At 70.8% G+C, this 20,704-nt stretch carries 19 protein-coding genes and 1 pseudogene; 13 read left to right on the top strand and 7 right to left on the bottom strand.

Annotated features, from left to right (window positions below; all coding sequences use genetic code 11):
• Positions 1-3: 3 nt before the first annotated feature.
• Positions 4-1,455 carry a cation:dicarboxylate symporter family transporter gene (locus JNB61_RS08805; protein ID WP_220288038.1) on the bottom strand — a complete coding sequence of 484 codons (1,452 nt, stop codon included), beginning with the start codon at positions 1,453-1,455 and terminating at the stop codon, positions 4-6.
• 182 nt (positions 1,456-1,637) lie between these two features.
• Here JNB61_RS08805 and JNB61_RS08810 point away from each other — a divergent pair, with 182 nt between their 5' ends.
• The 4 genes from JNB61_RS08810 (at position 1,638) to JNB61_RS08825 (ending at position 5,776) form a co-directional block, all read left to right on the top strand.
• A complete protein-coding gene (locus tag JNB61_RS08810) occupies positions 1,638-2,903 on the top strand; it encodes a sensor histidine kinase (protein ID WP_220339376.1) in 1,266 nt (421 codons plus the stop codon).
• On the top strand, positions 2,900-3,592 hold the full coding sequence (locus JNB61_RS08815) for a response regulator (protein ID WP_220288040.1): 693 nt from the start codon (positions 2,900-2,902) through the stop codon (positions 3,590-3,592). Before JNB61_RS08810 ends, JNB61_RS08815 begins: the two co-directional genes overlap by 4 nt.
• Positions 3,593-3,755: 163 nt before the next feature.
• Entirely contained in the window at positions 3,756-5,123 is a 1,368-nt protein-coding gene (locus JNB61_RS08820) for a glutamate decarboxylase (RefSeq protein WP_220288041.1), read from the top strand.
• Positions 5,120-5,776: a hypothetical protein gene (locus JNB61_RS08825; RefSeq protein WP_223214735.1), complete on the top strand. Its 657-nt coding sequence runs from the start codon at positions 5,120-5,122 to the stop codon at positions 5,774-5,776. The genes JNB61_RS08820 and JNB61_RS08825 overlap by 4 nt, the downstream gene beginning before the upstream one ends.
• 8 nt (positions 5,777-5,784) lie before the next feature.
• On the opposite strand, the gene JNB61_RS08830 is transcribed toward JNB61_RS08825, so the two are convergent.
• The gene (locus tag JNB61_RS08830; protein WP_220339377.1) at positions 5,785-7,770 is read right to left on the bottom strand and encodes a glycosyltransferase; all 1,986 of its coding nucleotides are present in this window, start codon (positions 7,768-7,770) and stop codon (positions 5,785-5,787) included.
• Between the two features lie 139 nt (positions 7,771-7,909).
• On the opposite strand from JNB61_RS08830, the gene JNB61_RS08835 reads away from it, so the two are divergent.
• Both JNB61_RS08835 and JNB61_RS08840 read left to right on the top strand, forming a co-directional pair.
• Positions 7,910-8,518: a DedA family protein gene (locus tag JNB61_RS08835; RefSeq protein ID WP_223214736.1), complete on the top strand. Its 609-nt coding sequence runs from the start codon at positions 7,910-7,912 to the stop codon at positions 8,516-8,518.
• A gap of 42 nt (positions 8,519-8,560) precedes the next feature.
• A complete protein-coding gene (locus JNB61_RS08840; protein WP_220339379.1) occupies positions 8,561-9,382 on the top strand; it encodes a DNA/RNA non-specific endonuclease in 822 nt (273 codons plus the stop codon).
• Positions 9,383-9,385: 3 nt separating this feature from the next.
• Here the strand turns inward: JNB61_RS08840 and JNB61_RS08845 are convergent, their stop codons facing one another.
• The 3 genes from JNB61_RS08845 to JNB61_RS08855 all read right to left on the bottom strand — a co-directional run bounded on the left by JNB61_RS08845 (position 9,386) and on the right by JNB61_RS08855 (position 12,319).
• Entirely contained in the window at positions 9,386-10,036 is a 651-nt protein-coding gene (locus JNB61_RS08845) for an FMN reductase (protein WP_159845069.1), read from the bottom strand.
• Position 10,037: 1 nt separating this feature from the next.
• Complete coding sequence (locus JNB61_RS08850; RefSeq protein ID WP_159848782.1) at positions 10,038-11,237, bottom strand: LLM class flavin-dependent oxidoreductase; 1,200 nt, start codon at positions 11,235-11,237, stop codon at positions 10,038-10,040.
• Positions 11,238-11,425: 188 nt separating this feature from the next.
• The gene (locus JNB61_RS08855; protein WP_220339380.1) at positions 11,426-12,319 is read right to left on the bottom strand and encodes an alpha/beta fold hydrolase; all 894 of its coding nucleotides are present in this window, start codon (positions 12,317-12,319) and stop codon (positions 11,426-11,428) included.
• Positions 12,320-12,500: 181 nt separating this feature from the next.
• Here JNB61_RS08855 and JNB61_RS08860 point away from each other — a divergent pair, with 181 nt between their 5' ends.
• Entirely contained in the window at positions 12,501-13,682 is a 1,182-nt protein-coding gene (locus tag JNB61_RS08860) for an acyltransferase family protein (RefSeq protein ID WP_220339381.1), read from the top strand.
• A 57-nt stretch (positions 13,683-13,739) separates the two neighbouring features.
• Here the strand turns inward: JNB61_RS08860 and JNB61_RS08865 are convergent, their stop codons facing one another.
• Positions 13,740-14,690, bottom strand: a complete 951-nt coding sequence (locus tag JNB61_RS08865) for a helix-turn-helix transcriptional regulator (RefSeq protein WP_220288047.1) — start codon at positions 14,688-14,690, stop codon at positions 13,740-13,742.
• Positions 14,691-14,780: 90 nt separating this feature from the next.
• Between JNB61_RS08865 and JNB61_RS08870 the strand changes: the two are divergent.
• From JNB61_RS08870 to surE, 4 genes and pseudogenes are all read left to right on the top strand, one after another.
• Positions 14,781-15,922, top strand: a pseudogene (locus tag JNB61_RS08870) (epoxide hydrolase family protein).
• Between the two features lie 97 nt (positions 15,923-16,019).
• Positions 16,020-17,042, top strand: coding sequence for an isopenicillin N synthase family dioxygenase (locus JNB61_RS08875; protein WP_159845078.1), 1,023 nt, complete (start codon positions 16,020-16,022; stop codon positions 17,040-17,042).
• Positions 17,043-17,113: 71 nt separating this feature from the next.
• Positions 17,114-18,136, top strand: coding sequence for a 1-phosphofructokinase family hexose kinase (locus tag JNB61_RS08880; protein WP_220339382.1), 1,023 nt, complete (start codon positions 17,114-17,116; stop codon positions 18,134-18,136).
• Positions 18,133-18,903 carry a 5'/3'-nucleotidase SurE gene (gene surE / locus JNB61_RS08885; RefSeq protein WP_220339383.1) on the top strand — a complete coding sequence of 257 codons (771 nt, stop codon included), beginning with the start codon at positions 18,133-18,135 and terminating at the stop codon, positions 18,901-18,903. Before JNB61_RS08880 ends, surE begins: the two co-directional genes overlap by 4 nt.
• A 66-nt stretch (positions 18,904-18,969) precedes the next feature.
• Here surE and rpsO read toward each other — a convergent pair whose 3' ends face one another.
• A complete protein-coding gene (gene rpsO / locus JNB61_RS08890) occupies positions 18,970-19,239 on the bottom strand; it encodes a 30S ribosomal protein S15 (RefSeq protein WP_005048780.1) in 270 nt (89 codons plus the stop codon).
• 153 nt (positions 19,240-19,392) lie between these two features.
• Here rpsO and JNB61_RS08895 point away from each other — a divergent pair, with 153 nt between their 5' ends.
• Complete coding sequence (locus JNB61_RS08895) at positions 19,393-19,614, top strand: DUF167 domain-containing protein (protein WP_220288051.1); 222 nt, start codon at positions 19,393-19,395, stop codon at positions 19,612-19,614.
• Positions 19,615-19,698: 84 nt separating this feature from the next.
• Positions 19,699-20,640, top strand: coding sequence for a DMT family transporter (locus tag JNB61_RS08900; RefSeq protein ID WP_220339384.1), 942 nt, complete (start codon positions 19,699-19,701; stop codon positions 20,638-20,640).
• The last annotated feature ends 64 nt before the right edge of the window (positions 20,641-20,704 follow it).

The following is a 20,704-nucleotide window of genomic DNA, read 5'->3' on the forward strand; positions in this document are numbered from 1 at the left end:
CGCTCAGCGTGAGAGCAGCTCGTCGCGCTCGCGAGCGCGACGCTCCTTGGCCTCCGCCTCGGTGATCGCGGCCTCCTCGAGACCCTGCACGCCGACCGCGTCCGCGGCGGGCGACATCCCGTCGTGGCCGTCGCCCGACAGCGTCGTCTCGTCGAACGGCAGCTCCCCCGCCAGGACGCGGCGGGCGCGGGCCGCGTCGAACTCCTTGGTCCAGGTGCCGATCAGCACCGTCGCGACAGCGTTGCCGGTGAAGTTCGTGAGGGCGCGGCCCTCCGACATGAACCGGTCGATGCCGACGATGACGCCGACGCCGTTGACGAGGTCGGGGCGGTACGCCTGCAGACCGCCCGCGAGAGTCGCGAGGCCGGCGCCCGTGACACCCGCAGCTCCCTTGGACGCGATGATCATGAAGACGAGCAGGCCGATCTGCTGGCCGATCGACATCGGGGCCCCCATGCCGCTCGCGATGAACAGTGACGCCATCGTGAGGTAGATCGCGGTCCCGTCGAGGTTGAACGAGTAGCCGGTCGGCACGGTGATGCCGACCACCGGCTTCGACACCCCGAGGTGCTCCATCTTCGCGATGAGGCGCGGAAGGGCCGACTCGGAGGACGACGTGCCGACGATCAGCAGGTACTCGCGAGCGAGGTACTTGATGAGGCTGAAGATGTTCACGCGCGTCACGACGTACAGCAGCGTGCCGAGGACGCCGACGATGAACACCACGCACGTGATGTAGAACGCGATCATCAGCGTGCCGAGCGCCCAGATCGCGGCGATGCCGGTGTTGCCGACGACCGCGGCGATCGCGCCGAACGCGCCGATCGGCGCGAGCCACAGGATCATGCCCAGGATGCGGAACACCAGCGCCTGCAGATGCTTGACCGCGTTCATGATCGGCGCGCCCTTGTCGCCCATCTGCTGCAGCGCGAAGCCGACGAGCAGCGCGATGAAGAGCACCTGCAGCACGCTCTCGCCGGTGAAGGCGGAGAAGAACGTCGTCGGGATGATGCCCAGGATGAACTCCTGCGTGGTCTTGGCCTCGGCGGTGGACTCGTAGGTGGCGTTCGCCATGTTGAGACCCTCGCCCGGGTGCAGCAGGTTGCCGACCACTAGGCCGATGGCGAGCGCGAACGTCGACATGACCATGAAGTACAGCAGTGCGAGGCCGCCGATCTTGCCGACCGTCGCCGCCTTCGCGATGGAGCCCACGCCCACCACGATCGTGCAGAAGATGATCGGCGCGATCATCATCTTGATGAGGGCGACGAAGCCCTCGCCGAGCGGTTTGAGGGCGACGCCGACGTCGGGCCAGACCAGGCCGACGATCGCCCCGAGGACGACCGCGGCGATGACCGAGAGGTAGAGCCAGGTGTGCTTGTCCCACGCCTGCTTGCCGCGCCTCCAGTTGAAGCCGGGGAGCGTGAAGGACGTGGTGCGGGTCGAGAGAGCCATCATTGCCTCCTGCGGGATGAAGCGGCGGTGTTCCGCGTGCCGCTCGAGTGTGCGGCGTGTCAGACAGCGTGCGCGCCGACCGCGCCGAGGGCGATTTACGGTCGTATTGGTCCCGTCTCAGGGCTCCCTCGCACCGCCCTCCACGGGCGAGGATGGAGGCGGCGGCATCGATGAGGAGAGCCATGTCGGCGAGGACGAAGCAGGGCAGCGCGGCATCGCGCGTGTTCGTCGCCGTCGCGCTCACCGCCGCCGTGATCGTCACAGCCCTCGCCGCCGTGCTCGTCGTCGACGCGGAGCGCTCCGAACGGAGCGAGGCGGAGGAGGTGACGCGCGCCGTCGCGGCGTCGCTGGCATCCCTGCCCGAGGTCGCGGAGTCCCTGAGGGCGCCGGAGCCTTCCGAGACCCTGCAGCCTCTCGCCGCCGAGGTGATGACGCGAACGGGGCTGGACTTCATCACGATCATGACGCCCGACGGCATCCGCGTCAGCCACCGCGACCCGGCCGAGGTCGGCCGCCACTACCTGGGCACGATCCCGAGCACGCCGCGCGTCTTCACCGAGGAGTTCACCGGCACCCTGGGGCCCTCGGTGCGAACGATCGTGCCGGTCACCGTCGACGGCGAACTGGTCGGCTGGGTCTCTGTCGGCGTCACCATAGGCAGCATCTGGTCGAAGATCCTTCCTCGCCTGCCCTTCGTCGTGTCCATCGCACTCGCGCTGCTGGCGGCGGGCCTCGTCGGCGCATGGCTCGCACGCCGCACGACGCGGCGCGTCGCGGGCGACCTTCCCGCCGGGACGATCCGCGACGCCGTCGCGTCGTACGAGTCGGTCCGCACGCTCGGGGAGGCGCTGCGGGCGCAGACGCACGAGCACGGCAACCGCATGCACACCGCTGTGTCGCTGCTCGAACTCGGCCGCACCGGGGAGGCGATCGAGATCTTGACCGAGACGTCGCGGCAGTCTCAGGAGCTCGTCGATCAGGTCGCCGCACGCCGCGGCGGCGACCCGACGGTGGGCGCGCTGCTGCTGGGCAAGGCCGCGCAGGCGCGCGAGCGCGGCATCGAGTGGTCGGCAGAGATCGACCCGCACGCGCCCCGCAGCGTACTGACGGCCGTCGACGCGGTGTCCGTCGTCGGCAACCTCATCGACAACGCGATGGATGCTGCGGCCGCCGCAGACGCGCCGCGCTGGGTGCGCGTGGCGTTCAGGTCGACGGCCTCCTCCCCCGCAGGGCTGCAGGTGGAGGTGTCGGACAGCGGCGCCGGAGTGCCGGAGCCGCTGCGCGAGCGCATCTACGAGCACGGGTTCTCCACGAAGCCCGGCGGAGCCCAGGGGCGAGGTGTCGGCCTCGCGCTGGTGCGCTCCATCGTGACGAGCGCAGGCGGCGAGATCGAGCTGCGCGACGACCCCACCACCTTCGTGGTGACCCTGCCGGCGAGTGTGCCATGATCCGGGTGCTCCTCGTCGATGACGACGCGCTCACCCTGGAACTGCACCGCGACTATCTCGCGCGCCTGTACGGCTTCGAAGCGGTCGGCGAGTGCACGGGCGCACGTGCGGCGATCGACGCCGTCCTGCAGCTCGGCGACGAGGTCGACCTGGTGCTGCTGGACGTCACGATGCCGGACGGCACCGGCCTCGATGTGCTGAGGCACGTGCGGGCGCGAGGGGCAACGGTGGACGTCATCGCGATCACCGGAGTCCGGGACGCCGACGTCGTCCGCCAGATGGTGTCGCTGGGCGTCGCACAGTACCTCGTGAAGCCGTTCACCTTCGCGGTCTTCCGCGAGCGCCTGGAGCAGTACCTCGAGTTCCGGCGGCGCGCGGCCCAGGCGGCAGGCGCGCCCACACAGGCCGAGATCGATGCGCTCCTCGGAGCCCTCCGGCCGGCGACGCCCGTCGCGCTGCCGAAGGGGCTCTCGGCTGACACGCTCGCGCGGATCAGCGACGAGGTGCGCGAGCACGGCCCGGTCTCGGCCGCCGAGGCAGCAGAGCGGCTGGGGATGTCGCGGGTGGCCGCCCGCCGCTACCTCGAGCACCTCGTGACCGAGGGCCGCGCTCACCGCGCCGCCCGGTATGGCACGCGCGGCCGGCCCGAGTCGGAGTACGCGTGGGCGCAGCATCCGTCCGTCCCGTAAGTGAGCAGAGACCGGACATCGCTCTCTCACGCGATGTGAGGGATGACGGCGGCGCCCGATCGGTATAGCTTCGGCACCGAAGGGACCGACCGGGGGCGGTGGACCGTCATCGCAGACTCCGACGCGCAGCGGCGCGGCCGGTCCGCCCAGCGATGGAGGATGAATGTACCAGGACGAGGCGCTTCAGCCGACCTTCACCCGAGCCGGCGAGGCGACGACCGCGAGGTACAACGTCATCCCCGACGCCGAGATGCTGCCCGAGACCGCATACCGCGTGATCCGGGACCAGACGATGCTCGACGGCAACGCGCGGCTGAATCTCGCGACATTCGTCGGGACGTGGATGGACGACTACGCCAGCCGGCTCGCCGTGGAGTCCGCCGACAAGAACATGATCGACAAGGACGAGTATCCGGCCACGGCCGCCATCGAGGAGTGCTGCTGGCGCATCCTCGGCGACCTGTGGAACGTGCCCGACGACGACGATGTGATCGGCACCTCGACCATCGGCTCGTCGGAGGCGTGCATGCTCGGCGGCCTCGCGCTGAAGCGTCGCTGGCAGCACGCGCGTCGCGCCGCCGGGAAGTCGACCGAGAAGCCGAACCTCATCATGAGCTCGGCGGTGCAGGTGTGCTGGGAGAAGTTCTGCAACTACTTCGACGTCGAGATGCGACTGATCCCCGTAACGGCGGAGCACCCGCTCATGGACGGCACCGGGCTCGAGGACTACGTCGACGAGAACACCATCGGCGTGGTGGCGATCGTGGGCGTCACGTACACCGGCGCCTACGAGCCGGTGAAGGCCATCGCCGCGAAGCTCGACGAGATCCAGGCCAAGACGGGTCTCGACATCCCGATGCATGTGGACGGCGCCTCGGGAGCGATGGTCGCGCCGTTCCTGCAGCCCGACCTCGAATGGGACTTCCGGGTGGAGCGCGTGCAGTCCATCAACACCTCGGGTCACAAGTACGGACTCGTATATCCGGGCGTGGGCTGGGTGGTGTGGCGCAACGCTGCGGCGCTGCCGGACGACCTCGTCTTCAAGGTGAGCTACCTGGGCGGATCGATGCCGACCTTCGCGCTCAACTTCTCGCGGCCGGGCACCCAGGTGCTGCTGCAGTACTACCGGTTCCTGCGCCTGGGCCGCGCCGGCTACACGGCGATCCAGCAGGCCTCGCAGGACGTCGCCGTGTACCTCTCGTCGGCGGTCGCCGAGCTCGACGCGTTCGAGCTGCTGAGCGACGGCACCGACATCCCCGTGTTCGCCTGGCGGCTCACCCCGGGCCACACCGACAAGTGGACGCTGTATCACCTGTCGGAGCGGCTGCGGATCAAGGGCTGGCTCGTTCCCGCGTATCCGCTCTCGGGCGAGCTGTCGGATCAGACGGTGATGCGCATCGTGTGCCGCAACGGACTGAGCCGCGACCTCGCCGAGGACCTGATGAACGACATCCGCAGCGAGACCGAATTCCTCGACTCGCTCGACAGCCCCATGCCGCACCCCGGCATCGGTGCCGCCTTCCACCATTGAGTGCCCGGCGACCGCTCGACCCGACCGCGCGGCGGATCCGGCGACTCCGACGGGAGTCCTGGGGCTTCGCGGTCGGATCGGCGCTGTTCTTCATCGGCGTGGTCCCGGCGTACGCCGCGTGGGCGGGGCCGGTCGGCGCGAACGCGACGTTCTTCGCCGGGTCGATCTTCTTCACGACCGCGGGGCTCATCCAGCTGCTGCTCAGCGGTCGCCGCACGCCCGACGCCCGCATGAACCCGGCGGATCGCGCGGACTGGTGGGCGGCGGCGATCCAATTCGCCGGAACGCTCCTCTTCAACGTCTCCACCGCCGCCGCCCTGATCGCCGCGATCACCGATCCGAGCTACGTCGGCGCGGGCTGGCGGCCCGACGCGTGGGGCTCGGCCGCGTTCCTCGTCTCCAGCGTGCTGGCGGTGGTCGCGACCAAGGACCGGGGAACACTGTGGGACCGCGACGCCCGCACGTGGCATGGCACCGGTCTCAACCTCCTGGGGTCGATCGCCTTCGGCGTCTCGGCGGTCGCGGCGTTCGTCGTGCCCTCGACCGGCGAGCTGCTGAGCCCGCTGTGGGCGGATCTCGGCACCGGTATCGGCGCGCTCTGCTTCTTCGCGGCCGCCCTCCTGGCACGCCGCACCATCGGCGACGCGGACTGAAAGGACGCTCAGCCGGCGTGCGCACGGGCGGGCACGTCGCCCGGACCGCCGATGAGCACGTAGTCGGCGTGCTTGGCGACGAGCCCGTCGCCGGCCGTGCGGCCGTGCAGGCGCCGCCACACCCAGGGCAGGGCATCGCGGCGGAGCCACGTGCCCGGCAGCACCGGATCGTCGTCGGCGTGCAGGCTGGCGTCGAGCTCGCCGAGCGCCTCGGCATCGGGCACGCCGAGCGCCTCAGCCGCGCGGTAAGCGAGGTACCGGTGACCGCGGGGGCGCAGGTGCACCTTGTCGTCGGCCCAGAGATCGAGGTCGCCGATCGCCGGGAGGCCGCCCTCGTCGAGGAACGCGTCGGTGTCGAGCAGCACCGCACCCGTGGCCGCCGCGATGCGCCGCAGCTCCGACGAGAACACCGCGAACCGGCGCGCGAACAGCCGCGCCGGACGGCGCCGCGGGAGGAACGGCGTGACGAGGAGCACGTCGATGCCGGCGCCGCGCAGCTCGCGCACGGCCCGCTCGAGGTCGCCGGCGACGGCGACCGGGTCGACACTGCGCGAGACGAGGTCGTTGGCCCCGATGAGCATCGACACCAGCTGCGGCCGGAGGGCCAGGGCCTCGGGCACCTGCTCGCTCACCACGTGACGCACCCTGCGGCTGCGCACCGCGAGGTTCGCGTAGCGGAACGGCTCGCCGGAGCCCCCGGCGTGGGCGAGCAGCTGCGCGAGGCGATCCGCCCAGCCGCGGTACTGCCCGACCGGCATGCGCGAGGCGTCGCACAGCCCCTCGGTGATGGAGTCGCCGAGTGCGACGAACCGCGACCACGAGCGGCGCGGCGCAGGCGTCAGCACCTCCGGCCGGGTCGCCGCGCGCTGTGGCTGCGCGTCGTCGATGGGGCGCAGCATCCGCGCCTCGTCGTAGTGCTCCACCAGGCGACGGCAGACGGCGCTCCAGGTGCGCTCCCGCACCGATTCGTGGGCCGCCGCCGCGAAGGCTCGGCGCTTGCCGGCGTCGCCGGCGAGGTCGGCGACGCGCGCACGCAGGTCTCCGAGGTCGCCGGGGCGGTAGAGCCAGCCGTCGACGCTGGAGCGCACCAGGTCGACGGGGCCGCCGACGCCGGTCGCCACGACGGGCACGCCGCTCGCCAGCGCCTCCTGGATCGTCTGACCGAACGTCTCGCTCTCGCCGGGATGCACGAACACGTCGAAGCTCGCGAGCGCCTCGGCGAGGGCGGGGCCGGTGAGGTGGCCCGTGAACACGGCGCCGGGCAGCACGCGCTCGAGCGCCGCTCGCGCCGGTCCGTCGCCGACGATCACGAGGCGGGTGCCGGAGAGCCCGGCGAGCGCGGCGAGATCCTCGACCTGCTTCTCGGGTGCGAGGCGGCCGACATAGCCGACGATCGTCTGGTCCGGCGCGATCCGGGCACGCCAGTCGTCGTTGCGACGCTCGGGGCCGAATCGCTCGACGTCGACGCCCCGTCCCCATCGGCGCAGGCGGTCCACGCCCAGGTCCTCGAGCTGGCGCAGCGACGCCGTCGAGGGTGCGAGGGTGAGGGTCGCCCGCCGGTGCAGGCGCTTGACGTGCCGGCCGACGAGCGCCGCGGCCTGGGGCATCCCATACTTCTCCGCGTAGGCGACGACGTCGGTCTGGTACACCGCGACGGTCGGCACGCGCAGTGCGTCGGCCGCCGCGAGCCCCTGCCACCCGAGCACGAACGGGGATGCCAGATGCACGACATCCGGCCGGAACCCACGGAGGATCGCGGTCAGCCGCGCCGCGCGCGCGAACACGACGCGCACCTCGGGATACGACGGCAGCGGCGCCGAGCGCAGCAGCTCGGTGCGGGCGCCGTGGAGATCGGCGGTGATCTCGCCGGCGCGGGGTGCGATGACGAGGGTCTCGTGTCCCTGCGCGGCCAGGTGACGCAGGACGTGGAGCACCGACCCCGTCACCCCGTTCATGTGGGGCAGGAACGATTCGGCGAGCAGTGCGACTCTCACGCCTCCAGGGTGACGTGACAGACGAGCACGGATGCCGCGAACCGGCCTCCGTGCGCAAGAGTTCACCGGATGCACCGCGGCGGGTCACCGGACGTGCCCCGTTCGGTCGCCGTTCACCGCGGGCGGCTACCAAGGAGACATGGTCGAGAACCTGCTGACCACGGTCGCGTCGAGCGCATGGGCGCTGCCGCTGCTGTTCGTGCTCGTGCTGGGCGACGCCTTCCTCGTGGTGGTCCCAGGCGAGGCGGCCGTCACCGCGCTGGGTGCGCTGGCCGTCTCGCAGGGCGAGCCGGCGCTCGCGGCGATCGTGCTCGTCGCCGCGGCTGCCGCGCTCATGGGCGATGCGGCATGCTATGTCGTCGGGCGGACCATCGGCCTCGAGCGGTGGCGGTGGATGCGCACGTCACGCGCACAGGCCGCCGTCGCGTGGGCGCGGGTGCGCCTGGAGCGCCGGTCGGCCGTCGTGCTGTTCACCGCGCGGTTCATCCCGTTCGCGCGGCTCGCGATCAATCTGACGGCGGGTGCGACGCGCCTGACGGCGCCGCGATACCTCGCGGTGGCGGGACTCGCCGCACTCGCGTGGGCGACATACCAGGCCCTGGTGGGAGCCGTCGTCGCTGCGGTGGTCCCCGGCGGCCCGGTCGTCGCCGTCGCCGTATCTGTGGCCTTCGCGGTCGGCCTCGGGCTCGCCATCGACGCGGTTCTCGCCCGGCGGCTCGGCGCGAGGCGGGCGGCCGAGGGCGAATGACCGCGGGCCGGCGATGTCGCCCGACCACGGCATGATGGGGCGGTGGCAGACGTGACCTCGAACGGATACGACGACGGCTTCCTCGGCATCCCGCTCCCGCTCCCCCGTCCTGCTGACGGGCGCGAGGTGCGCGAGCTGACCTACCCGCGGTTCACCGTGCTGCTCGATCCGCAGCGCCGGCTCGCGGCCGTGACCGGAGTGAACATCGACGGCGCCGCGTTGCAGGATCTGCCCCGCACGGGCGAATGGGATCTCGATCCCCGGATCCCGGCAACAGAGCAGGCCGGCCCGGCCGTCTACTCGTCGAACGACCTCGATCGGGGGCATCTCGTGCGCCGCCGCGATCCCGGGTGGGGCACCGAGGAAGAGGCCAGGCGGGCGACGGAGGCGACGTTCACCTATTCGAACGCGGCGCCGCAGGCGAGCGGGTTCAACCAGTCGAAGGAGCTCTGGCTCGGATTGGAGGACCACGTGCTCGAGTTCGCCGAGACCACCGACGAGCGGATCAGCGTCTTCACCGCACCGGTGCTGGCCGAGGACGACCCGCCCTACCGGGGCATCCGTGTTCCGCGCCGGTTCTTCAAGGTCGCCACCTGGACGACGCGGGAGGACGGCGTGCCCCGGCTCGCCGCCGCGGGCTTCGTGCTGGACCAGTCGGAGCTCATCGACCTGAGCCGCGGTGTGCTCGCCGTGCCGACGCTCGGCTCCTTCCGCACGTTCCAGGTGCCGATCGCCGACATCGCGGAGATGTCGGGTGCCGACCTCGGGGCCCTCGTCGACGCGGACGTGCTCGCCCAGACGGCAGTTCGCGGAGAGAGCGCGTGGCGCCCTCTCCGCGAACCGGAGGATGTCGTTCTCGGCTGACGACTACTCCCCCGCGAGACCGCCGAGCAGGTGACCGAACGAACGGCCTTCACCGAGGTAGTTGGCGGGATCGAACGGGTCGGAGTCCGTCGCGGGCTGGCGCCGCGCGATGGCGTCCGCGAGTTCCCGGGCACCGCGGTCGATGCGCTCCCCGAGCGGCGCCACGTTGTCGGCCGACGAGCCCCAGTCGCTCGACGCGGCGAACACGCCTGTCGACACGGGCTCTGCGTGCAGGTATGTGAACAGCGGCCGGATTGCGTAGTCGATCGCGAGCGAGTGCCGGGCGGTGCCCGCGTTCGCGCCGATCAGCACCGGCTTGCCGGTGAGTGCGTCGGGGTCGAGCACGTCGATGAACGACTTGAAGAGCCCCGAGTAGCTCGTCGAGAAGATCGGAGTGACAGCGATCACGGCGTCCGCCGAGACGACCGCGTTGATCACCGACTCGAGGGCCGGCGGTGCGAAGCCCGTCAGGAGGTTGTTCGTGATGTCGTGCGCGTAGTCGCGCAGCTCGAACACGTCCACCTCGACCTCGATACCGCGCTCGGACAGCTGCTTCGCCGTCGCGGCGGCGAGGCGGTCGGCGAGCATGCGGGTCGAGGACGGGTTCGACAGGCCGGCCGAGACCACCGCGATGCGGCGCGCTGAGGTGGTCATCTCACGCCTCCTTCCGGCCGAGGCCGAACGCGGCACCCGCCGGGGCGGGGCTGTCCTGGTAGGGGCTCGCGCCCACGAGGTTGTCACCGCGGTTCGCGCCGGGGATGGCCTGGCGCGGCGCCTCGTCGCCGTACTTCGCGGCCACGAGGTTCGCGTGGGTCGGGGCATCCGGAACACCCGCCGGACGGTTCTTCTGCAGCTCCTTGCGCAGCACCGGAACCACCTCACCGCCCAGGATGTCGAGCTGCTCGAGCACGGTCTTGAGCGGCAGGCCGGCGTGGTCCATGAGGAACAACTGGCGCTGGTAGTCGCCGTACGTCTCGCGCATGGCGGCGTAGCGGTCGATCACCTGTTGCGGCGAGCCCACGGTGAGCGGGGTCATCTCACTGAAGTCCTCCAGCGACGGGCCGTGGCCGTACACCGGCGCGTTGTCGAAGTACGGGCGGAACTGCGTCACCGCGTCCTGAGACTTCGCCGCCATGAAGACCTGCCCGCCGAGCCCGACGATCGCCTGCTCGGGCGTGCCGTGGCCGTAGTGCGCGAAGCGCTGGCGGTACAGCGCGATCAGGCGCTGGTAGTGCTCCTTCGGCCAGAAGATGTTGTTCGCGAAGAAGCCGTCGCCGTAGTACGCGGCCTGCTCGGCGATCTCGGGCGTGCGGATCGAGCCGTGCCACACGAACGGCGCGACGCCGTCGAGCGGGCGGGGAGTCGAAGTGAAGCCCTGCAGCGGGGTGCGGAACTGGCCCTCCCAGTCCACGACGTCCTCCCGCCAGAGGCGGTGCAGCAGGTTGTAGTTCTCGATCGCGAGGGGCAGGCCCTGGCGGATGTCCTTGCCGAACCACGGGTACACCGGGCCGGTGTTGCCTCGACCGATCATGAGGTCGGCGCGGCCGTCCGACACGTGCTGCAGCATCGCGTAGTCCTCGGCGATCTTCACCGGGTCGTTCGTGGTGATGAGCGTCGTGGCCGTCGAGAGGATGAGGCGCTCGGTCTGCGCGGCGATGTACGCGAGGGTCGTGGTCGGCGACGACGACCAGAACGGCGGGTTGTGGTGCTCGCCCAGGGCGAAGACGTCGAGGCCCACCTCCTCGGCGTGCTTCGCGATCCTCAGGGTCGCCTTGATCCGCTCCGCCTCACTGGGCGTGGTGCCGTCGGTCGGGTCCTGGGTGATGTCGGACACCGTGAAGATGCCGAACTGCATACCCGACCACGTGGTGCTCTCGCTCACGATCGCTTCTCCGCTCTTTCGCCGTGCGGGTTCTCCGTCGTGCGAATCCATGCAAATGAATGTATCTCGTGCAACGTGTGCGCTCCAAGATTATTCCGGCCCGTGTCGGAATGGATGGCGGCCCCGATCCGGCGAGTGCGGGAGACGGATGCTGAACCCCGCTATCCGCCTTCTCGTCGCCCGTCGGCGAAGAGCTGCAGCATGTCGCGCGCGAGCTGGTGCGGGGCCGTCTCGCAGGGCGCGTGGCCCGTGGGGTAGATCGCGACGCGCGCGCCGATCCGCGCGGCATAGGCATCGTGCTGCGCCTGAGGCCAGAGGTCCTGCTCCCCGACGGCGATGAGCTTCGGGATGTCGACGGCGGCGACCGCGTCGGCGAAGTCCGGCGTCGCCATCATGAGGCCGATGACGTCGTCGATGCAGGCGCGCCCCGTGATGCCCAGGCGCTCGCGGACGAAGGCGATGCGCCCGGGAGGCGTGCGGTTGAGGTTGTAGCGGATGCCCCACAGGATGAGCCCCGCTGCGCGGTGCGGCGACATGTCGGAGATCGGCCCGATGTGCTTCACCCCGCGGAACACCTGCCCGGTCGCGGGGGGCGCCGCCATCAGCGTGAGGCTCAGGAAGAGGTCGGGGCGCGCGACGAGCGCGAGCTCGGTGACGAGCCCCGCGAAGCTGTAACCCAGAACGTGCGCGGGGCCGGCCTCCTCGAGGATCGCGAGCAGGTCGCCGACGAACAGCGCGTAGTCGTACGAAGCCCGTGGCGGGTCGAGGTGCTGCGGGCCGGCGGCGGCCGACTCGTAGTGCCCGGCGATGTCGTAGGACTCGACGCGATAGCCGGCGGCCGCCAGCAGCGGGAACAGGAGGACGAAGTCCTCCTTGGATCCCGCGACGCCCGGCACCAGCACGACCCTCGGCGCGTCGGGGTCGCCGAGGCGCACGCGCGCGAGACCGCCACTGGGGGCGCGGAACACGTCGCGCACGGTGCCGGTGGGAAAGACATGCCAGTCGAGGTCGGCAATGGCCTGGTCGCGCTGCAGCGCGTCGTCGATCGTCGTCATCGCGCCTGCGAGATTACCGCTCGGGACGACCGTCGAGCTCGTTCTGACGCGGCGCGTAGTCGATGTGGCCGCCGTCCCCACGCCCGTAGACGCACTCAGACAGCGTGGGACTCGGTGTCGGGCGCCAGCGGGTCGCGGCGCGCGGCGGCTAGTCTGGTCTGCGCCCCGGCGAGAGGTGACCATGACCGGCAGCAGCGTTCCGCCCACGGCGACGACCCCGACCCCGACGGGATCCATCGCCCGTCCGCGGCGACGCACGCCGTTCTGGGACAACGCGCGGTTCGCGTGCATCGTGTTCGTCGTGCTCGGCCACGCGGTGCAGCGCCTCACGTACGACTCCGACATCGCGCTGGGGCTTTACCTGGTGATCTACGCGTTCCATATGCCCGCATTCGCGATCATCTCCGGTTACTTCTCGAAGTCGGATGCGCCGACCAAGACGCAGATGGCGCGCGTGATCACCGACATCCTGGTGCCGTACCTCGTCTTCGAGGGGTTGTGGACCCTGACCAAGTGGCTGGTCGAGGGCCAGGCGAACCCCAACATCACCCAGCCCTCCTGGACGCTGTGGTTCCTGCTCGCGCTCGGCATCTTCCGGCTCGTGCTCCCCTACCTCGCCCTGCTGCGCTGGCCGCTGCTGTGGACGGTGGCGATCTCGATCGGCGCCGGCTATCTGCCCAACATCGGCTCGACGTTCTCGCTGTCGCGCACGCTGGGCCTGCTGCCGTTCTTCACGCTCGGCTGGTGGCTGCGCGAGCACGACGTCGTGGCGCGGCTGCGCCTTCTCGACCGCCGTCCCTGGTGGGTGGTCGCCGGCGGTCTCGGACTGTTCGCCGTCGCCGGTTGGGCGGCGTGGTTCTTCGTCGACGACTGGCGCGCGATGAACCTGCGCGAGTGGCTGTTCTACGACGAGAACTACGCGTCGATCGGCGGCACGCAGTGGTGGGCTGGCGGCGTGCGTCTCGCGCTCATGGTCATCGCCGTGGTGCTGTCGACGGCGTTCTTCGCACTCGTGCCGCGCGACACGCACTGGTGGACGCACTTCGGCCAGTACACGATGTACGTCTATCTCCTGCACTCGTTCGTGCTGTACCCGTTCCGCGAGAACGGCCTCCTGCGCAACGCCGAGCCGACCTGGCTCTGGCTGCCGCTCGTGATCGTCGGATCCGTGCTCATCGCGCTGGGGCTCGCGACGAAGCCGGTGCGCCGCATCTTCCGTCCGCTGGTCGAGCCGCGCCCGACGTGGCTGTTCGCCGATCGCACCCTCGCGCGCCGTGAGGGGCGGCGCAACGATCCCACGGGCTCGCGCCGGCCCCGGGAAGACCCCCGGCCGCCACGACCCGACCCGCGCCAGAACGGCTAGGACGAACCGCGCGGACCCGGCGGTCGCGTGCGGGCGCACACGACCTCGGATCACCCGTCAGTCCACGGCACGCGCATAGCGCTCCGCGAGACGCCGCAGGTGCGGCAGGAGCTCGGCGGGCGAGTCCACCGTGAAGTCCATGCCCAGCATCCCGATGTAAGCGGCGATCGTCTCGAGGCTGTCGGCACCCGTGACAAGCACCGAGGTCGACGGGTCCACCGCCTCGACCACTCCGACCGTCGGATTGATACGCGCGATCACCTGCTCGGCAGGCGCCGCGATCCGCAGTCGCGCGTGCACGTTCCATCCCCCGGCCGCGATCGAGCGCAGAGCGAAGTCCGTGAAGTCTCCCCCGGGCACGGGCACGGGGTCGAAGCGTCGCCGCGTCGGCATGCGGGGCTGGATCCAGTCCAGCCGGAACGTCTCCCATTCCTCGGTGTCGGGGTCGCGCGCGACGAGGTACCACCGGCGCTGCCAGCTGAGCAGTCGGTACGGCTCCACACGCCGCGGGGTGCCTCGATCGTCGAAGCGGAGCCACTCCCCGGCGTGCACGGCGTGAGCGACGGCGGCGAGCACCTGTGAGTCGACCTCGGGGTCGGGCGCGTCGGTGCCGACGTTCTCGGGCCCGCTGTCGATCGTCGCCGCGACCGCGTCGACGGTCGGCCGCAGTCGCTCGGGCAGCACCTGGAGCAGCTTCGCGAGCGCGCGGGCGCCCGCCTCGTCCACGCCGGCGACGCCGCGGGCCACGCGCAACCCGATGGCCACGGCGACGGCCTCCTCGTCGTCCAGCAGCAGGGGCGGCAGCTTTCCGCCCGCCGCCAGCCGGTACGACCCGGCACGGCCCCGCTCGGCCTCGACGGGATAGCCGAGGGAGCGCAGGCGCTCGATGTCGGTGCGGATCGTGCGCACCGAGACGTCGAGGCGTGCGGCCAGTTCGGGACCGGGCCACCGTGGTCGGCCCTGCAGCAGGGCCAGCAGCGCGAGCATCCGCGCGGATGTGTCGGCCATGTCGCTCGGCACACCACCGATCTGGATTTCCGGCCACCGGTTCAGATATCAGGAAGATAACCTGCCTGATTCGACCATAACGTCGAAGACATGGACAACGCAACCACCCCCACCGCCGTCATCCGCCCCTTCCGCATCGACATCGCGCAGACCGACCTCGACGACCTCGCCGACCGCCTCGCGCGCACGCGGCTGCCGCAGCCGGCACCGTCCGACGACTGGGACTCGGGCACGCCGAACGGCTACCTCGCCGAAGCGGTCGCGCGGTGGCGCGACGGCTTCGACTGGCGCGCCGCCGAGGCGCGGATGAACGAGTTCGCGCACTTCACCACCGAGATCGACGGGCAGACCATCCACTTCGTGCACGTGCGCTCGCCGCACGCGGGGGCGACGCCGCTGCTGCTCGCCCACACCTACCCCGGCTCGTTCGTGGACTACCTCGACATGATCGCGCCCCTCGTCGACCCCGTCGCGCACGGCGGCCGCGCCGAGGACGCCTTCGACGTCGTCGTGCCCGACGCGCCGGGCTTCGGCTTCAGCCAGCCGGTCGCCGAGGCCGGCTGGACCACCGCGCGCGTCGCCGCCGCATACGACACGCTCATGCGCCGCCTCGGGTATGACTCCTACGGCATCCACGGCAGCGACAACGGCGCGATGGTCGCCCGCGAGCTGGGCCTCATCGACCCCGCGGGATTCCTGGGGCTGCACGTGCTCCAGCTGTTCTCCTTCCCCTCGGGCGACCCGGCCGAGTTCGAGCGCCTCAAGCCGCAGGATCACGCTGCGCTCGAGCACATGCAGTGGTTCCAGTCGGTCGGCGCATACAACACCATGAACGCCGCCCGCCCGCAGACCATCGCCGCGGCGCTGTCGGACTCCCCCGTGGGACACTCGCGTACGCCGAGCTGTTCAACTCGTTCGGCAACGGCACGTCGCTGGTCCCGCTCGATGCGATCCTCACCGAGGTCAGCGTCGCCTGGTTCGCCAACGCCTCGGCCGGGATGAGCCGCGCGTACCGCGACAACGCCCTGGCGGATGCCGAGCCCCGCGTGAGCGACGCGCGCACGGGTGTCGCGGTGTTCAAGGACGACTTCCAGACGATCAAGGTGTTCGCCGAGCGCGACAACACGAACATCGTGCACTGGAGCCGATTCGAGCGCGGCGGCCACTACGCGGCGCTCGAGGTCCCCGAGCTCGTCGTCGACGACATCCGAGCCTTCTTCGCGCGCTCCTGACGCGACTCCCAGCCGGGGCTGCGGACGCTTCCGCGGCCCCGGCTTAACCGTGCGCAACAAACGGGCGGACGCTGCATCCTCGGCCTACTCTCGCACCATGACCGACCTCAACCTGCCGATCCTCGACCTCTCCCGGCTCGACGCGGGCCCGCAGGCCGCCGCGCAGTTCCGCGACGACCTGCGCGCCGCGACCCACGACGTCGGCTTCTTCTACCTGACCGGCACGGGCGTCTCCCCGGAGCTGGAGGCCCGCCTGCACCAGGCCGCTCGCGACTTCTTCGCCCTCCCCGAGGCCGACAAGCTCGCGATCGAGAATGTCAACAGCCCGCACTTCCGCGGCTACACGCGGGTCGGCGGCGAACGGACGCAGGGGAAGGTCGACTGGCGCGAGCAGATCGACATCGGCCCCGAGCGCGAAGCGATCACCGACGAAGACGCCCCCGACTTCTCGCGGCTCATCGGCCCGAACCTGTGGCCGAGCGCCCAGCCGGAGCTCCGCGAGGTGGTCTCGGAGTGGCACGACCACCTGTCGGGGGTCGCCCGCAAGCTGCTGCGTGCGTGGGCGCTGTCGCTCGGCGCCCCCGAGAGCTACTTCGACGAGCACTTCGGCGAGCCCTCGACGCTCATCAAGATCGTGCGCTACCCGGGCAAGGAGGACCCGACGCCGCAGCAGGGTGTCGGCGCGCACAAGGACTCGGGCGTGCTGACGCTGCTGTGGGTCGAGCCCGGCAAGGGAGGTCTGCAGGTGGAGCGCGACGGAGAGTGGGTCGACGCTCCCCCGGTGCCCGGCGCCTTCGTCGTCAACATCGGCGAGCTGCTCGAGTACGCGACGCAGGGGTACCTCATCGCGACCAAGCACCGCGTGATCTCGCCGCGTTACCCTGACGACCGCATCTCGGTGCCGTTCTTCTTCAACCCGGCCCTCGACAAGCGCCTGCCGCTCATCGAGCTGCCGGCCGAGCTGGCGGCGCAGGCGCGCGGCGTCACGCAGGATCCATCCAATCCGATCCACGCCCTTTATGGTGAGAACGCCCTGAAGTCGCGCCTGCGCGCGCACCCCGACGTCGCAGGGATCCACCACGCGGATCTCGTCGCCGCCCGGGCCGAAGCATCCGCCTGACCTGCCTGCACCACCCCCGCGGCGTGCGCAAGGGGCTCGCGGCCGCACCGGTGCCCGCCTAGCGTCGAAGCATGAGCGACGTCACGATCTTCGCACCGTCCCCGACGCTCACCGTCACCGTCGAGGAGCACGACGGCGAGCCCGACATCCACCTGCACGCCGGCGGGCAGGGCGTGTGGCAGGCCCGCATGCTGGTGGGGCTGGGCGCCTCCGTCACGATGTGCTGCACCCTCACGGGTGAGATCGGACGGATGCTGCGTCACCTGCTCGAAGACGAGGGTCTGACGGTCGTGGGGGTCGAACGGCCGGGCAAGGCGTCGGCGTACGTGCACGACCGCCGGGGCGGCGAACGGCGCATCGTCGCCGAGAGCGAGGGAGAGCCGCTGGCGCGCCACGATCTCGACGAGCTGTACGGCGTCGCCCTCCGCGACGGCCTGCAATCGGGTCTCGTGATCCTCAGCGGCCCCGCCGGCGGCGAGACGCTTCCCGCCGACACGTACCGCCGTCTGGCGGCGGACCTGCGCCGGGGCGGAGCGAAGGTCGTCGTCGACCTGGCCGGCAAGCGGCTCGTGGCGGCACTGGAAGGCGGGGTCGACGTGCTGAAGGTGAGCGAGGAGGAACTGGTCGCGGACGGCCTGCTCGTCGACGGCTCCCCCGCCGCGCTGCTCGCGACCATGCGCGACCTGCACCGCAGAGGCGCTGCCGCGGTCATCGTGTCGCGCGGCAGCAAGCCGCTCCTGCTGCTGGACTCCGACGGCTTCGTCGAGGTCGAGTCGCCGCGGATGGAGGTGGCCGACATGCGCGGCGCGGGAGACTCCCTCACGGCCGGTGTCGCGGCCGGGCTGGCGCGCGGTGAGTCCGTGCGCGAGGCGGTCGTCACCGGCGCGGCGGCGGGTGCGCTCAACGTCACGAGGCACGGCCTCGGCACGGGCGATCCGGAGACCATCGAACAGCTGCGCGAGTCGGTGACCGTCCGCGAGCTCGTCGACAACTCCGCGGCGGGGGTCACCCAGCCCGTCACCGGTCATGTCAGCCCGGACGGGCTGGCCGCACTGGCCGACCCGCGGCCGCCCGACGCGGAGGTGCCGCGATGACCCGCACCCTCATCACCAACGACGACGGCATCGACGCCCCCGGTCTCCACGCACTCGCGGCAGCCGCGCGAGACGCCGGGCTCGATGTGACGGTCGCCGCCCCGATGCGGCAGTCGAGCGGCTCGAGCGCCTCGATCGTCGCCGCCGAGGAGGACGGCCGCATCGCCATCGAGGAGCGCCGGCTGCCGCGGCTCGACGGCATCCCCGCTTTCGCGGTGCGCGGCGGTCCCGGCCTGGTCGCGCTCATCGCCGCCCACGGCGCATTCGGCGATCCGGCAGAGCTCGTGCTGTCGGGAGTGAATCATGGCGCGAACGTCGGCCGCGCCATCCTCCACTCCGGCACCGTCGGCGCGGCGCTCACGGGCGGACTGAACGGCGCGTGGGGCGCCGCGGTCTCGCTCGACGTCGGCATGAACCCCACCGCGTTCCACTGGGACGCGGCGGCCGCTGTAGCGCTCGATGTGGTGCCATTCCTGCTCGCGCGCCCGCGGGGAACGGTGGTGAACCTCAACGTTCCCAACACCCCCACGAGCCGGGGCGTGATCGAGGCGTCGCTCGCACCGTTCGGCATCGTGCAGACGACGCTCAGCGAACGGGACGTGGGCCACATCCGGCTCGCGGTCGAGGATCTGCCGAACACCCCCGAGCCGGGCACCGATGCGGCCTACCTCGCCGAGGGATGGGTCACGCTGACGGGCCTCGACCCGGTCTCGCACGTGCCGCTCGGCTTCACCCGGGGCGCAGCATCCGCTCCCCGGCAAAGGTGAAGGCCTCCCCACACCGTGGGGAGGCCTTCCAAGAATGTTTTGCGCGATTGAACGCTGGTCGATGCCTTATCGACGGAGACCGAGGCGCTCGATGAGCGAGCGGTAACGGTTGATGTCGATGTCCTGCAGGTAACCCAGCAGGCGGCGGCGCTGACCGACGAGCAGGAACAGCCCACGACGCGAGTGGTGGTCGTGCTTGTGCTCCTTGAGGTGCTCGGTGAGGTCCTTGATGCGCTGCGTCAGCATCGCGACCTGCACCTCGGGGGATCCGGTGTCACCGGGGTGCGTCGCGTACTCTTCGATGATCGCCTTCTTGACGTCTGCTTCCAGTGCCATAGGTGATCCCCTCTCTGCTTGTTGCGCGGTGCCCGTCACCCGATGTGCGAGCTCTCTTTCTCCGCGGCCGATCCAACGGCAACCTGAAGAGTCTACCAGCGAACGGATGCCCCGGCGAACCGGCCGCCTGCAAGCCCAGGTACGCTCGGACGCATGCAGTACACCGTCCGCGTCAAACCGGGCAGCCGACGCGGACCGCGGGTCGACGAAGACGACGACGGACTCGTCGTCTTCGTGAGGGAGCGCGCCGTCGACGGCGCCGCGAACGAGGGCGTCGTCCGCGCTCTCGCGGCGCATTTCGCGGTGGCGCCGAGCCGCGTGACGATCCTTCGCGGCCACAGCGCGCGCATCAAGCGCGTGGAAGTCACGCCGTAGCGTGACCGCCGCACATCGGCGGATTTCAGACGTCGCATCGCGGCGCGGCCTCCGGCGTCGGCGGGCGAGCGTACCGTGGCCTCCGTGACCTCGACTCGAACTCCTCCCCCCGCGGTGCGCGCGGAGAGACTGCCGTCCCCCCGGTGGATCACGGTGCAGTTCGTGCTCGCCGGGATCGTGTGGGGTGCGAGCTTCCTCTTCATGAAGGTGTCGCTCACCGGCATCTCGCCGGCGCAGGTCGCGTGGACGCGCATCCTCCTCGGAGCTCTCACGCTCGGCGTCCTCGTGCTCCTGCGGCGCGAGCAGATGACCCGCCGCCTCACGGTGTGGGCGCACCTGACGGTGCTCGGTCTCACGTTCTGCGTCATCCCGTTCCTGCTCTTCTCGTGGGCGCAGCAGCACGTCAGCTCGGGCGTCGCGAGCATCTTCAACGCGACCACCCCGATCATGACCGCGATCATGGCGTGGCTCGTGTTCCGGGTGGAGCGTCTGAAGGCGCTGCAGGTCATCGGCATCGGCGTCGGGATCCTGGGCGTCGTCGTGATCATCGCGCCATGGCAGGGCATCGCGTTCGACGGGAGCCTGGTCGCAGAGCTGGCGATCCTCGGCGCCACCGCGAGCTATGGCTTCAGCTTCGCCTACATGCGGCGCTTCGTCTCGAACACCGGAATGTCGGCGCTCGCGTTCACCTTCGGCTACATCGCGATGGCGGCCGTCGTGATGGCGATGCTCACACCGATCCTCGTACTCACGCCGGTGCGCTTGGACATCCCGATCGTGGCGAGCCTGCTGCTGCTCGGGTGCCTCGGCACCGGTATCGCGTACGTGTGGAACCAGAACACCGTGCGTGCGTGGGGGCCGACTCGGGCTTCGACCGTGACCTACATCACCCCCGTCGTCGGCGTGATCCTCGGCATCGTGATCCTCGGCGAGACGGTGACGTGGAACGAGCCGGTCGGCGCGCTCGTCGTGTTCCTCGGCATCCTGCTCGCGCAGGACCGGCTGCGCCGACGCCCGCGCGTCTGAACCTCCCGCATACATGCGAAGAGCGGATGCCTCGGGGCGAGGCATCCGCTCTTCGTCGCTGGTG

The organism is Microbacterium ureisolvens (assembly GCF_019511645.1).
Taxonomy (GTDB): domain Bacteria; phylum Actinomycetota; class Actinomycetes; order Actinomycetales; family Microbacteriaceae; genus Microbacterium; species Microbacterium ureisolvens_A.